Annotated in this window: 11 protein-coding genes; 4 read left to right on the forward strand and 7 right to left on the reverse strand. The window is 51.0% G+C overall.

The window, feature by feature from the left end:
* The first annotated feature begins 151 nt into the window (after window positions 1-151).
* Complete coding sequence (locus AC5JLP_RS28895; protein WP_496071305.1) at window positions 152-916, forward strand: ABC transporter ATP-binding protein; 765 nt, start codon at window positions 152-154, stop codon at window positions 914-916.
* A 232-nt stretch (window positions 917-1,148) separates the two neighbouring features.
* Here the strand turns inward: AC5JLP_RS28895 and AC5JLP_RS28900 are convergent, their stop codons facing one another.
* The 4 genes from AC5JLP_RS28900 to AC5JLP_RS28915 form a co-directional block, all read right to left on the reverse strand.
* Entirely contained in the window at window positions 1,149-3,434 is a 2,286-nt protein-coding gene (locus AC5JLP_RS28900) for a glycosyltransferase family 2 protein (protein ID WP_496071306.1), read from the reverse strand.
* Window positions 3,435-3,608: 174 nt separating this feature from the next.
* The gene (locus AC5JLP_RS28905; protein WP_496071307.1) at window positions 3,609-4,889 is read right to left on the reverse strand and encodes an ATP-binding protein; all 1,281 of its coding nucleotides are present in this window, start codon (window positions 4,887-4,889) and stop codon (window positions 3,609-3,611) included.
* Window positions 4,890-4,955: 66 nt separating this feature from the next.
* Window positions 4,956-5,621, reverse strand: coding sequence for a Crp/Fnr family transcriptional regulator (locus tag AC5JLP_RS28910; protein ID WP_496071308.1), 666 nt, complete (start codon window positions 5,619-5,621; stop codon window positions 4,956-4,958).
* On the reverse strand, window positions 5,618-5,989 hold the full coding sequence (locus AC5JLP_RS28915; protein ID WP_496071309.1) for a thioredoxin family protein: 372 nt from the start codon (window positions 5,987-5,989) through the stop codon (window positions 5,618-5,620). The genes AC5JLP_RS28910 and AC5JLP_RS28915 overlap by 4 nt, the downstream gene beginning before the upstream one ends.
* A gap of 484 nt (window positions 5,990-6,473) precedes the next feature.
* Between AC5JLP_RS28915 and AC5JLP_RS28920 the strand changes: the two genes are divergently transcribed.
* Both AC5JLP_RS28920 and trxA read left to right on the forward strand, forming a co-directional pair.
* Entirely contained in the window at window positions 6,474-6,938 is a 465-nt protein-coding gene (locus AC5JLP_RS28920) for a hypothetical protein (RefSeq protein ID WP_496071310.1), read from the forward strand.
* Between the two features lie 287 nt (window positions 6,939-7,225).
* The gene (gene trxA / locus AC5JLP_RS28925) at window positions 7,226-7,549 is read left to right on the forward strand and encodes a thioredoxin (protein WP_496071311.1); all 324 of its coding nucleotides are present in this window, start codon (window positions 7,226-7,228) and stop codon (window positions 7,547-7,549) included.
* Window positions 7,550-7,710: 161 nt separating this feature from the next.
* Here the strand turns inward: trxA and AC5JLP_RS28930 are convergent, their stop codons facing one another.
* Window positions 7,711-8,892, reverse strand: coding sequence for a metallophosphoesterase family protein (locus AC5JLP_RS28930; protein ID WP_496071312.1), 1,182 nt, complete (start codon window positions 8,890-8,892; stop codon window positions 7,711-7,713).
* 153 nt (window positions 8,893-9,045) lie between these two features.
* On the opposite strand from AC5JLP_RS28930, the gene AC5JLP_RS28935 reads away from it, so the two are divergent.
* Complete coding sequence (locus AC5JLP_RS28935) at window positions 9,046-10,236, forward strand: hypothetical protein (RefSeq protein ID WP_496071313.1); 1,191 nt, start codon at window positions 9,046-9,048, stop codon at window positions 10,234-10,236.
* Between the two features lie 33 nt (window positions 10,237-10,269).
* Here AC5JLP_RS28935 and AC5JLP_RS28940 read toward each other — a convergent pair whose 3' ends face one another.
* Together AC5JLP_RS28940 and AC5JLP_RS28945 are read right to left on the reverse strand one after the other, a co-directional pair.
* Window positions 10,270-10,962 carry an N-acetylmannosamine-6-phosphate 2-epimerase gene (locus tag AC5JLP_RS28940; RefSeq protein WP_496071314.1) on the reverse strand — a complete coding sequence of 231 codons (693 nt, stop codon included), beginning with the start codon at window positions 10,960-10,962 and terminating at the stop codon, window positions 10,270-10,272.
* Between the two features lie 182 nt (window positions 10,963-11,144).
* Window positions 11,145-12,677 (reverse strand): SulP family inorganic anion transporter, encoded by a 1,533-nt coding sequence (locus AC5JLP_RS28945; protein ID WP_496071315.1) that lies wholly within the window; start codon window positions 12,675-12,677, stop codon window positions 11,145-11,147.
* Window positions 12,678-12,880: the final 203 nt, after the last annotated feature.

Genomic DNA, 12,880 nt, shown 5'->3' on the forward strand with positions numbered 1-12,880 from the left:
CTGTACAAACTCATTCACGTTAAGAGGAAAGTTTAGGAAAACGCTATTGCCCGTGTGAAGTTAGCCTTACCTCCGTGTTTATCATTCGCTCTAGCTCCCCCTGCTCCTCACCGTTGTGCAATCTAACCTATTAGTCAAAGACGTTTAACGAATGACTGCTTCTCAAGTTCATTTTGCCGATTTTATTCAAACTCACGATCGCACCGTGTCTATTCCTACCAGTGCGAAGCGCTTGAGTGAGCATGCGATCGTCGCTCAGGGGATCGAAATGATGTACCACGTTGGTTCGCAAAATTACCACGTGTTACGCGGGGTCGATTTGACCATCCAACAAGGTGATATCCACCTCCTCATGGGGCCATCTGGGTCTGGCAAAACAACGCTGCTATCCATTCTGGCTGGTATCTTAACGCCAACGGCTGGAAGTGTAAAACTACTGGGGCGAGAGATTACCCAGATGACGCGAGAGCAACTCGCTCATTTTCGACTGCAAAACATTGGCTTTATCTTTCAGGGCTTCAACTTATTTCCCGCGCTGACCGCTTCTGAGAACGTGGAAGTTGCGCTCAAGGTCAAGGGCATTCGCGGATCATCTAATCGCCGTCGGCTAGCGCATGAGCTGCTGGCTCAGGTTAAGCTGAGCGATCGCATCAACCACCTGCCGCGTGATTTGTCTGGTGGTCAAAAGCAACGAGTGGCGATTGCCCGCGCCCTGGCGGGTGATCCTCAAATCATCATGGCAGACGAGCCCACAGCGGCTTTAGACTCCCATAGTGGACACGCAGTGATTGAATTGCTTCGACAGCTTGCAAAAGAGAGCGATCGCACAGTATTGATCGTCACCCACGATCCGCGCTTGATGGATGTTGCCGATCAAGTTTCTTCATTGGAAGATGGCCTTTTGACCAGCAGCTAAGGATCGTGGATTAAATAAAACCGACAATTTTTTGCAGGTAGGGGCGCACCGCCGTGCGCCCCTATGAGAAATGCCGAAGTTATTAAATGCTTTTTCCTAAAAGATGTTTGCCAACAGGTAAGCTATCTTACGATGTATCTAAGGCTTTGGTTGCTGTGAGGTTAATCGTCAAACCAAATGTATTGTGCTGTATTAAGGGCATAGTCGCTTTTGAAGTCTTAGAGGGAGCGTTCTACCCCCTGGCTACAGCCGTGATGCTGGTATCTGCATGGCGATCAAATAGCACGCGTGGTTTGAGCAAGATTCTAAACAGCAACCAGAGTGATCGCAACTCCCCTGGAGAACAGCGGCTCTTCCACTGACCGGGACGGCAAAACAACATCTCGACTAGTTGCCGTTGCTGGCTGAGGTCAACCGACTCAAATAAGACTCGAACCGTGAAAAATTCATCCTTCACGCTGGTACAAGTTGCGTTGCCTTGAAGCACCAGACCGTCTTCTAAAATTTCTACCTCGACGGATATTGCCGAACGGTGCATCGAAGCGGCAAGGCTCGGAAAGCCCCTCTGAGTGAGCATTACCTCAGCACCAATTTCTGAGATTGCTGTTGTTGAACCCCAAAAGACTTGCTCACCCACTTGCAACTTTACGGTTCGTCGCAGGTCAAACCATTCATGCAGACTGGGGCGAGGGACATCCAGCAAAACAAGCAGAGAGGCTCCTAGCGTCAACAGGTTATAGATGCTCCAGGTTAGCCCCAGATCGAAGCCTTTCATTTTCTCAGCCATTGCGGGTGCCGTTCCCGGTTGCCACAGCCCGATCGCCAAACTAATGCCCAAACTTGTCCACAGGCTGAACGCACTCGCCACGAACGCCACGATCAGCGGTAAGGCTAATTGCCAATTGAACGCAAAGCGATCGCGGGATGTTCCTTTAGGTGTGACGTTAAAGCCTTTACCAAAGGGGTTTAACATTGTTTTAATCACCGTGAGTGCCAACGGAACACACAACACCAGCGAGTAAATGTCTGCTAGCAAGGCCGATCGCGATCGGTGGTTGAGCCAGGAAAACACACTTAGATTCACCAGATAGTACGGCACAAAAAAATAGAAAATCTCCGCACTGGTTGCCCGTACCGGAATGACACCCAGAAACGCATAGGCGAGGGGCATCAGCAGAAACCCTACACGGGAAATGCTAGTAAACCAGTGTAGTAAGCCCTCAAGATACGCGAGCCGTTGAATGGGACGCAGCCCAGGAATGGTCAGCGGATTCGCCTTGACAAAAAAGGCTTGCAGCGTTCCCTGCGCCCAGCGAATGCGCTGTAATGCCTGATCAGCGATGCTCTCCGCCGCTAGACCAGCACTCAGCTTTTCGTTGAGATACAGCAGACGGTAGCCCTGTGCCGCCAACCGAATCCCAGTAAAGAAATCTTCACTGAGAGATTCGGTCACAAAACCGCCAATGTCAGCGAGGGCAGACCGTCTGACCACGAAGGAGGTGCCTGAGCAAACCACGCCGCCTGCTCCATCACGGATGGGTTGAATTTGGCGGTAGAACACCTCTTCTTCTGGTGTAAGCACTTGCTCTAACCCTAAGTTGCGGGCGATCGGATCAGCGTTGTAAAACGATTGTGGCGTTTGCACTAAAGCCACCTGCACGTCTTGAAAAAAGCCCACCGTGCGAGTGAGGAAGTTTCTGGTCGGCACAAAGTCTGCATCAAAGACGACAATCAACTCTCCCTGCGTCTGAGTCAGCGCATGATTGAGATTCCCTGCTTTGGCATGGCGGTTATCGGGTCGCGTCAGGTACTCACAACCCAGAGTTTCCGCCAGCGCTTTGACATCAGGTCGTCGAGTGTCATCCAGCAAATAAATCGTTTTCGGTTCGTATTCCATTGCCTGACACCCGATGAGAGTACGGCGCAGAATAAACAGCGGCTCATTATAGGTCGGGATTAAAACATCGACTGTAGGTGTAAACGCACCACTAATGACATCCACTGACCACCGATCGGCTTCGGGTCTGCGATCGCGCACTCGCAACAGCAGCACAAGCTGAATCATTCCGCCCAGCAACAACAGCAACTCCAGAAAAAACAGCCCCAGGCTAAATACTCCATTTAGCGGTGTGCTGAGGTTCAGCGTAGAGAGCGATCGCCACAGCAAGTAGCGAACCGTCAGCACCGCAAGAATGCTCACCACCAACCTTCTTGACCAGGTACGCGGATGCGGGGACACCCGTATCACCGCCAGCACGAGCAGCAACAGTACCACCGTCCAAAACAGCAGGTATTGCCCAATCATCATCGGCGCTGAAAGCCACATGGGAGGATGCTGCTGCCATTGATTGAACTGCTGAAAAATCTGGCTGATGGTGCCCTCTCCAGCAAACCAGGCAGTGACAATGCCTCCAGCCAAGATAAAAGCACCTACCATGACCAGGGTGGCAAGCTGGATGCGAGAGAGTTTTTGCCAGAGAAGCAGGAGCGAACGCTGACTAAACTGGGAAGGAGCCATCGCTTAAGAAGTTTGAACGGTTAAGTCGAGCTTGCAGAACGAAGCTGAGTCGCAACTGAGAATCTTCTAAGGACATCCTGAAGGTTGATCAGTAATGGTTTATTAGCACCTTAAACCGATGCCATAAAACGGCATTACAGATAGCTGGCTGTAGAGGCGCGGAACCGTGTGCTCTTACTGTGAAGGAAATTGAGAGAATTGATCGGATTTGGCTGCGATCGGTAACTGGACGCTGACCGTCGTTCCCATACGTGCGTCCGATTGAATGGACAGTTCGGCTCCGTGAGCGGTCAGAATCCGTTTGACGATCGCTAATCCCAAGCCTGTACCAGATGCTTTCGTCGAACAAAAGGGTTCTGTAAGCCTGGGCAAAAGCTCTGCTGGAATCGGCTCACCCCCATTGTGAATGCGAACGAGGATTTTCTCTGTTTGGGCGTTCTGAACGAGTTCACAAGTGACCACATCACCGGGTGAAACTGCTTCACAGGCGTTGCGAAACAGGTTAATAAACACCTGCTTCAACTTATTCAAATCGCCCAAAATCTCTACATTACCGATAGGATTGCTAAATTCGATCGAACGATCGACCGCTTCGGGTAACTCCCGCACATGGACGAGCAGCTCACGCAAAAACTCACTGATATTGACTTTCTCAGGCTGCAAGACTTGAGGTTTGGCATAAAGCAAAATTTCATTGAGCAATTGCTGAAGGCGATCGGCTTCACTGAGAGAGAGGTCAAGTCGATCGTGAGCCGAGACAGTCGAAAGGTGCTTTTTCGCATAGCTTAACCCCATCACCATTGTCGTGAGCGGGTTTCGCACCTCATGCACAATCATGGCCGCAAACTCACCGATCGCTGCCAAGCGTTCTCGTTCCACAAACCTTGTCTGAGCGATCCGTAGCTCTTCCGTTCGGGTCGCCACCTCTTGCTCCAAAAGCTCGTTAAACTTTTGCTGCTGCTGATAGAGGCGGTAATTATCGATCGCGGTGGCAGCACGTTCCGCAAACAGCTCAACCGTGCGAACTTCAGCCTCCGTAAATTGACGCGGCTGCCGAAAGAAGGAACAGATCGTGCCGCTCACCTTCCCATGAAGGGTACGCAACGGCACTCCCACATAGCAGAGGTACTCTTCTGGTAGTTTGCATTGCCTGTAGTCCTGCCGAACGTCTTCAATAATGAGTGGTTGCCCCGTCTCACTGATTTCGCTCACCAGCGTGCCATGCACCGAAAACCCCTCCTCCCCATCGGTTTGCCCCAAGCTATTGGCTACGATCTGCCCTGCATCGCCCTGGCAAACGGTCACAATCGACCAATCCGACTGGAGTAAGCGGCTGACCCCAGAGGCAATTTCATGAAGGTAGCGACCAAGATCCCCCGATCGATAGCTCAACGCCGCCAAGAACTCTAGAACGCGATGGTCGTGCTCATAGGGGTGAAGGTTCTGCAAATCCATAAGTCGCTTTTTAGGAGCTAATGATTGCTATAAGGCCAGAGTTGGAAAGCGCTACAAGCCCTGAAATCACATTGCTCCGAAGTCTAAGCGGCTGGTGCTGGAATCGCCATGATTGGAATCAAGTTCGGGAAATTCTTTACGCAGTGTAACTTTTCGTTTGTTTCGATTAATTTTTCCCTCCTTATGAAGCTGTTTCAAAGTTCTTGATAGCGCTTCGGGAGTTAAGCCCAGGTCATCGGCAAGCTCTTTGAGCGGACGATCGAGAATGACTGTGATGCCATCCGTTTGCACGTGCAACTGTAAATAATGCAAAATCCGCTTTCGAGCCGAACGAATGCTGCGTAACTCCAGCAGCAGTTTGCTTTCATGCAATCGTCGTGCCAGCCCTTCCATGAAACTTTCTGCAAGATCTGGGTACTGCTTGAGGGCGTTCAGAAACAACTGTTTCGGCAGCAGCCAAACTTTGGCTGGCGTATGGGCGATCGCAGTGCAAACGTACTGTTCATTGAAGAGAGCCACCTCTGCAAAACTCTCTCCAGCTTTGACACTGTAATGATTGATCTGTTGTCCATCTTCCGTATAGTTAAGTAGCTGAATCTGACCTGATTCGAGTATAAAAACAGCTTTTGCTGGCTCATGTCGAGCAAACAAAATTTGACCAGCCGGAAGCATTTTCAGGGATGCCATTGCCTGAAGTTCGGCTGGAAGCTGATTGAATTGTGAAAAGCTCATAGACAGCCAACCAAACCCCTATTCTCATGTCTCACTGAGCATAGAACGCTGAGTTTGCTCTTCAGCTTTTGCTTAGAAACGCTGCCGATCGATCGCTCTTGCACCTGCCCATCTTGAAACAAGAGGAGGGTTGGTACGGCGCGAATGCTATAGCGTGTTGCCAGATTTTCAGCCGTTGCAAGATCTAATCTACCAAGCTTCATTTGCCCAGCAAACTCGATCGCCAGCTCAATCAAGACAGGGTTTGCTGGTTGCAAAGAACCACACCAGCTTGCCCAGCAGTCAACCAGTACAGGGATTTTAGCGTTTAGCACTTCAGCCTGAAAGTTGTCATTTGTCAGCGTGATGCACGACATGTCCATTAACATAGATTTAGCCTTTTCAAAGACATTAGTGAGAGCTAAAAGTAGACATTGCACTTATATTTTTTGCAACGCCCTTACACGCTCTATTGTGAAGAAACCGATCAACTTAAGGCTGGGAATTGATTAAGAAGAAAATGAGAATTCTTTAAGCAAAGCCATTTTGTTTCAAAGATAACGAAGCGAAATTATAAATTATCACTTTTGGAGGCGTTGGCAACAGGGCTATACACCGCTTTCTTATTTAAGCCTTATGCCGTTCTAACCTTCTTCTCAGATAAGCTGCTTAGAATTTTCACAACTTCTATTGCAATAGATTCGGTTAAGTAGATGGGTTTAATGAGGCTAAAAGCTTCATTAAGTTAAAGATGAATCTCAAAATTACTGTTCTTTGATCAGCAGGATAGTTAAAGATTCATTTAACCAGTAACTTAATCTCCAAATCGAGGAAGCGTACCCCAATCAATAGCACTAATTAAGGAGATGTCTCGTGAAAAAACTTACCTACGGCATTCTATCAAGCTTGTTAATCCTGTCTGTTACGGTATCGGTTGGAGCCACAACACCACCAGCGGCAACCATCGCTCAAGCCAAACCTTTGACGATTGAGCAAATGTTTGAAACCCAGCGAGTTCTGTCTGACGAGATACAAAGTACGATGGCAGAATTAAAAGCGATGATGGCAGAAATCAAAGCGCTAACGGCTGTACCGCCCGGTCAGAACCCTACGATGGCTGATTTGTACAAGCAACAGCAGGTGATTATTTCGCAACTAGAGGCGTTAAACCTGAGCCAGACCCGGATCGATTCCGTCTTGCCTAAAAAACGAGCCGCGACCGTCCAGGATGTGTATCAACAGCAACAGGCGTTGCTCACTGAACTGAAAAGCATGAAGGCTGAGCTAAAAACAATGGTTGAAACCTATCGTGGTCGGGCAAACCTCTATAAGCAGTAAGAAAAGCACTGATATAGCGATCCGATTTGATGTGTGATCATGATTTTGGTTTAGCTATCAGCGGTCAGCTTTCAGCTTTGTAAATTCCAAGCTGACCGCTGCTCATTAAAACAGTGGTTGGTTGTAAAGCCCTAAAGCCTTTCAGTCATACCAGAAAGGACGTACCAGAAAAGTGGTTGGTTGTTACTCGCAATGAATATGAGTTGAGGAAAAGTGTATTCGTATGACTAGAATCGTTCTTCTCCACCGTGAACCTGTGAGATAATGCGAGCTTTGTAGGAGATTGCATGGCTGCTGCTTATATTCAGGACGAAGCCGAGTTCGACACGCTTTTAAGCGCTGAACCCCTGTTTGTTGTGGACTGCACCGCGACCTGGTGTGGCCCTTGCAAACTTGTTGCCCCCTTGATGGATCAACTCGCTGATGAGTTTAGCGATCGGGTTAAAGTCTTTAAGCTCGACCTCGATGCGAACAAGTCGATCGCCAAGCGCTTTAGCATCCGCAGCATTCCTGCCGTCATGTTCTTTAAAGACGGTGAACTAGCCGAAACAGTGGTTGGCGCTAAGCCCTACGAGGCGTTTAGTGGTGCACTCGCTAAATATTTGACGTGAGCATAGCAATCCTATTTGCTTTGTGAGATCTGAGCTAGCTTTCAGCCGTCAGCTTTGCGGCAGTTGAAAGCTTAAACCATCACAGGCTTTTGATGAGTGATTTAGCACTTAGAGAAAAGCTGAACGCTGACGGCTCGCTGAACGCTGGAAATTTATTCCCCTTAGCTGCTTGGCGTAAAGGTGAGCGATCGCTCTGCTGCCGTCAAATCGCTTTCCTGCACATCCAAACGCAACACTCTGCCAGTCGGCCCGACAATCAAGCGGGGCAAGGTCTTGTGATCAACCACTTGAAGGGTGGTCATGTTGTACGTCGTGTAACGGGTTGCGGCAGTGCTCCAATCGACATCAATCACCGTCAGGGTTTTGAAAGGCGCAAGTTGACTGTTGAGTAAGGGGCGTGGGCCAGCCCCTAGCGCACTGGTATGGAGCAGTTCTAGCTTGCCGCTGTGGGCAGGATAGTATGCATGATCATGCCCGCTGACATAGGTATGAACGTTGTGCTTTTCGAGCATGGCCTGAAGCTTGTCAGCACCCGCAATAATTTCGCCAAGCTCATCTCGTCCAACGGCAACGGCATAAAGGGGCAGATGTCCGATGACAAAGCGCATTTTAGCGGCCTGTGCTGTTGCGCTTGCCAAGCTTTTTTCTGCCCAGGCGATTTGTTCCGGTGGAATCTGCGAGGTCGATGCATCCCAGACGAGATAAAAAATGTCTTTGTGCTGAAAGGTGTAGTAGAAGGGAAACCCAGCCCGATCGATAAATTCCAGGTTGGGATTGTGCCCTGGTGCGTTCCAGTAGGCGGCTGTGGCTTCACGATCGCGGCCAAACAAAAACTTGCCGCCGACCGACAGCGCACCAGAGGCATCGTGGTTGCCGATCGTAAACCCAAAAGGCAATCCCGTTTTGCGGAGGGGTGCGCCAATGTGCCGTTCAAAGCCATCCCACATGGCCTGAATTTGGTCACGACTGAGGGAGGGTGATTGGCCTGCCACCATATCACCGCCACCCAGCACAACGTCCGGCTCCCAACCGGGAATGAGGGCGATCGCCTTCAGCACTTCCGCCTCATAATCTGTAGAGCCATAGGCGCTATTCAGGTCGCTAATGACGGCAATGCGCACATCACCCCGCACAGGCGCAAACAGCCCTTTAGGCGCGATCGCGGTTTTCGCCGCCGTTACTGTCTGTCCGGTTGTCGTTGCTGCTGTTGATGAGGTGCTGGTTGCAGGAGCGATCGAGGGACGATTTACAGCGCTCGTCCAAGCTTTGTGTACTAGCGTCGCGGCACCAACTCCGCCAACGATTCCACCTAAAATTAAGAATTGACGACGACTGAGACTCATAAGGGGGAAGGGGGGAAAGGCTGAAGGCTGACCGCTGAAGGCTGACCGCTAAACGCTGAGGCGTGAATAGCTGGTAAGATTGATGCTGCTGAGGTGGCACCCGTAAGAATTTAGCGCGTTTGAGTCTGTTTGTGCTGCCTGGGAGAGAAATTTATGTCAGCAGAACAGCCTTCATCATCAGAACCGATGGCTCCTGAACCGTCGGAACTAGCCTCAGAGAACGTAGCGGCTACTTCGTTAGGCCAGACGGAGGCAGATCTGGAGTTAGCGAAATCGCCTGAATCAGTAGACGCTACTGTGAACACTTCATCAGGGCAAACAGAAGCAGATTTGGAGTCGGCAACGCCATCTGGGGCTGTGGCACCTTCTCCAGTTTCGGGTGATGCGCAATCGACCTCTATACGAAGACCCCGTCCAACGAATGACGAAGTCTTACCGCAAACGTTGTTACGACTTGCGGGTGAAGCGGTGGTAGCGGCCCAACCGCTGGTCAAGCAGCAGGGCATCAAAGCATTAAAGGGTACCATTCGTCTTCTTGAACAAGCGGTTGAGCGTTTGGAAGCAGAGCCTGCACTGAAGCAAGCACCAAAGAGCACCGCACCAGCAGCATCCACTCGATCGCGACCTGGTAAACGGACACAGCCGCTTGAGGCGGAACCCCTACAAGGGCAACTTCAAACGATCGGTCGACGGCTTTGGCGATCGTGGCGGGGAGTGCTGCGGCAAGTGCGCGATCGCTTGCCTGCCTCGATCAATCGTAAGTGGTCAGATCAGGCTCTCACAGGCGCGATCGTCGGTGGTGTTGTGCTGTTGCTGTGGTCAACCTCTATTCTTTTACCCGATCGAACACAGCCGACAACTGTCGCCAAAGCCCCGCCTGCTGAGACAGTTGTTCCTTCACCATCCCCTGTATCCACACCGATCCCGATTCCTCCTATTGTGAAAGCACCGGAAGCCCCTAAACCGATCGAAAGCAGTCCACCTCCAGTGGTGCCATCGCCTTCACCACCTCCACTCAAACTCACGCCAGAGCAAACCCTCATTGCTCGGATTCAAAATCAGGTTGCTGCAATCAGCAATCAGTATGCCAACGGGTTAGTGCAATCCGTACAAGCAAACTTTCGCAGCAGTCGCTTGATTGTCCATGTCAGCAATGGATGGTACGGCTTGAGTCGATCGCAGCAAGACAAACTGGCGCGCGAACTGTTGAGTCGATCGCAGAATTTGGATTTTCTCAAGCTGGAACTGGTGGATGATGCCGGAAAACTGCTCGCACGTAGCCCGGTTGTTGGCACCGAAATGATTATCTTAAAACGGACAACCGAAGCAGTAGAGGCCGCCTAAACTGGATGCAAACAGGCATCTCAACCCCAGAGCCTACTGCTGTTGGATGGCGGCATTGTAAGCCTTTACCTGGAGATCGATGCCCGTAATCGCCGTGCCAACTACCACCGCATAGGCGCCCAGTTCTAGCGCCTTCCGAGCCATTTGCGGCGACGCAACGCCACCTTCACAGATGATGGGCACCTTGATCGCCGTTACCATCGCCGCTAGCAAATCAAATCCAGGGGGCGTCTGCTGTTGTGTAGCGGCGGTATAGCCATAAAGCGTAGTGCCAACCAAATCCGCGCCAGCCTTAGCCGCCGCGATCGCCGCTTCCAATGTATCCACATCTGCCATTACGGGTTTACCTAGTTCCTCATGAATGCGGGTAATGAGAGAGGTAACCGTCTCACCACCCGGACGATCGCGATTGGTCGCATCGATCGCAATCACATCTGCACCTGCCTGCGCGATCGCCTCTGCATGGTGAAACTGCGGTGTAATGTAGACCTCGAACCCAGGGATTTGCTGTTTCCAAAGCCCAACGATCGGAGCCACAATTTGGGCACGGACGGCTGCAACATGAGCAGGGGTATCCAATCTCACACCGATAGCTCCCTGGTTAATGGCAGCCTGCGCCATTGCCGTAATGACTGCTGGTGCGTGCATGGGCGAGTCGATCGGAGCCTGACAGGACACAATCAACCCATATTTGAGACTTTGAATGAGGCTAAAATCTACTGACATAACCGTTTAAGAGCAGTGCGGGTTTCTGGTGGCATTGAGGCAAAACCCCTGTCTTTACTGAGAATACATCGGCTTTGCCTGTACAGCTAGAAACCTTTCCTCCGACCTTCTACCTTCTTCTTCCCCTGCTCCCTCCGCTTCCCCTGCTCCCTCCGCTTCCGCCCCATCACGCCCCAATGTAGTCAAACTGACAGTCCCACGCTACTCGCATGAATCGCCTGCTCTGGTACCCCAGCGCGTCGGATCAATTGATAGCTATCGGCATTCAGACCCATCAGCGTTACCTGTGTATCGAATCGGTGGTATTTTGCGACGATTTTGGCGATCGCCGCTGCTGCTGCATAATCCCAGACATGGGACTGGCTAAAATCGATCACGACACGAGGAGAATCGGCACTATAGCCGAAGAGATTGACAAAGTTGGTAGCAGAGCCAAAAAACAGTTGTCCTGATAGCGCATAAAGTCTGGCACCATCACGATCGACCGATAGCGTTGCCCGTACTTGAGCCAATTGCCAGCCAAACATCAGCGTACTCAAGATCACTCCGGCAAGCACGCCTTTTGCCAGGTCATGAGTGAGGAGCGCGATCGCAGCGGTAAAGGGCATGACGATCGCTTCACCCAGAGGCATCGTTCGCAGCGTTTTGAGTGAGCTAAAGTCAAACGTTTCAAAGGACACCATAATCATCACGCCCACCAGCGCTGCCATCGGAATCTGCTGCACTATATCTCGCAGCACGAAGATAGAAAACAACAAGAATGCACCTGCCACAGCGGTTGATAAGCGACGACGACCACCTGATCGCACATTAATTAAGGACTGTCCTACCATCCCGCATCCCGCCATGCCGCCCAGAAAGCCCGTTACCATGTTGGCAATGCCCTGACCGCGCACTTCCTTATCTTTAGAACTGCGCGTCTCGGTGAGATCATCTAGCAGCGCCGCAGTCAGCAACGATTCCAGTAAGCCCACGATCGCCAGCGTCAGCGAGTACGGCAAAATAATCGCTAGTGTTTCCAGCGAGAAAGTGACGTGGGGCAGGTGGAACACAGGCAGATTACGCGTAATCTCGCCAATATCGCCCACGCGACGAATAGGAAGGTGTGCTGCGATCGTCACAGCGGTCATCGTCACGATCGCGACCAGAGGCGATGGCACGCGGTTTGTAAGGCGAGGGAACAGGTAGACGATCGCAAGCGTGGCAGCAACCATGACATACGCGTGCCAGGGTTCTCCTGGTAATTGCTGCACCTGTGCCAGAAAGATCAAAAGGCCAAGCGCATTCACAAACCCTGAAATGACCGTTTGTGGAATGAAGCTGAAGAAGCGCCCCAGCTTAAAAATGCCGATGAGAAACTGAATGATTCCCGTTAGAATGGTGGCGGCAAAAAGGTACTCGACCCCATGCTGTGCCACCAAAGTGGTCATGAGCAGTGCCATTGACCCGGTAGCCGCTGAAATCATCGCTGGGCGACCACCTGCCAGAGCAATCACAACCGCCATGCTGAAGGAGGTATACAGCGCCACCATAGGATTGACTTTGGCGATCGCCGCAAACGCCAGCGACTCTGGAATCAATGCCAGTGCGACCGTAATGCCCGCTAGCGTCTCAACGGGAATGCTAGACAACGGTAGCTTACGGGCAAAGGACGATTTGAGCGATCGCACACGCCCAAAGGCCGCTTTGCTAGCTCTGTTTCTAAGCGAAATCATGCTGTTTAAAGGAAGATGGGTACTTCGCGGAGATGTGAATGAACAGTAGATTTAAGGAAGGGTATTAGACAGATGTTAACTTTTCTACTGAAAGAGCCAAATGCGTCAGGGCGCTTGATGGCAAGATTTGATGCCTGCTTGATAAGATAAGGTGCTGATGTGAAGTTTTGGCTAATCTGTCCTCGCTCCGAATTCAGTACTTA

It is taken from the genome of Stenomitos rutilans, from assembly GCF_059505485.1.

Bases quoted from the DNA above. Each gene is read 5' to 3' on its own strand.
- AC5JLP_RS28895 (WP_496071305.1), top strand. From the start codon at position 152: ATGACTGCTTCTCAAGTTCATTTTGCCGATTTTATTCAAACTCACGAT.
- AC5JLP_RS28900 (WP_496071306.1), bottom strand. From the start codon at position 3,434: ATGGCTCCTTCCCAGTTTAGTCAGCGTTCGCTCCTGCTTCTCTGGCAA.
- AC5JLP_RS28905 (WP_496071307.1), bottom strand. From the start codon at position 4,889: ATGGATTTGCAGAACCTTCACCCCTATGAGCACGACCATCGCGTTCTA.
- AC5JLP_RS28910 (WP_496071308.1), bottom strand. From the start codon at position 5,621: ATGAGCTTTTCACAATTCAATCAGCTTCCAGCCGAACTTCAGGCAATG.
- AC5JLP_RS28915 (WP_496071309.1), bottom strand. From the start codon at position 5,989: ATGTTAATGGACATGTCGTGCATCACGCTGACAAATGACAACTTTCAG.
- trxA (WP_496071311.1), top strand. From the start codon at position 7,226: ATGGCTGCTGCTTATATTCAGGACGAAGCCGAGTTCGACACGCTTTTA.
- AC5JLP_RS28930 (WP_496071312.1), bottom strand. From the start codon at position 8,892: ATGAGTCTCAGTCGTCGTCAATTCTTAATTTTAGGTGGAATCGTTGGC.
- AC5JLP_RS28935 (WP_496071313.1), top strand. From the start codon at position 9,046: ATGTCAGCAGAACAGCCTTCATCATCAGAACCGATGGCTCCTGAACCG.
- AC5JLP_RS28940 (WP_496071314.1), bottom strand. From the start codon at position 10,962: ATGTCAGTAGATTTTAGCCTCATTCAAAGTCTCAAATATGGGTTGATT.
- AC5JLP_RS28945 (WP_496071315.1), bottom strand. From the start codon at position 12,677: ATGATTTCGCTTAGAAACAGAGCTAGCAAAGCGGCCTTTGGGCGTGTG.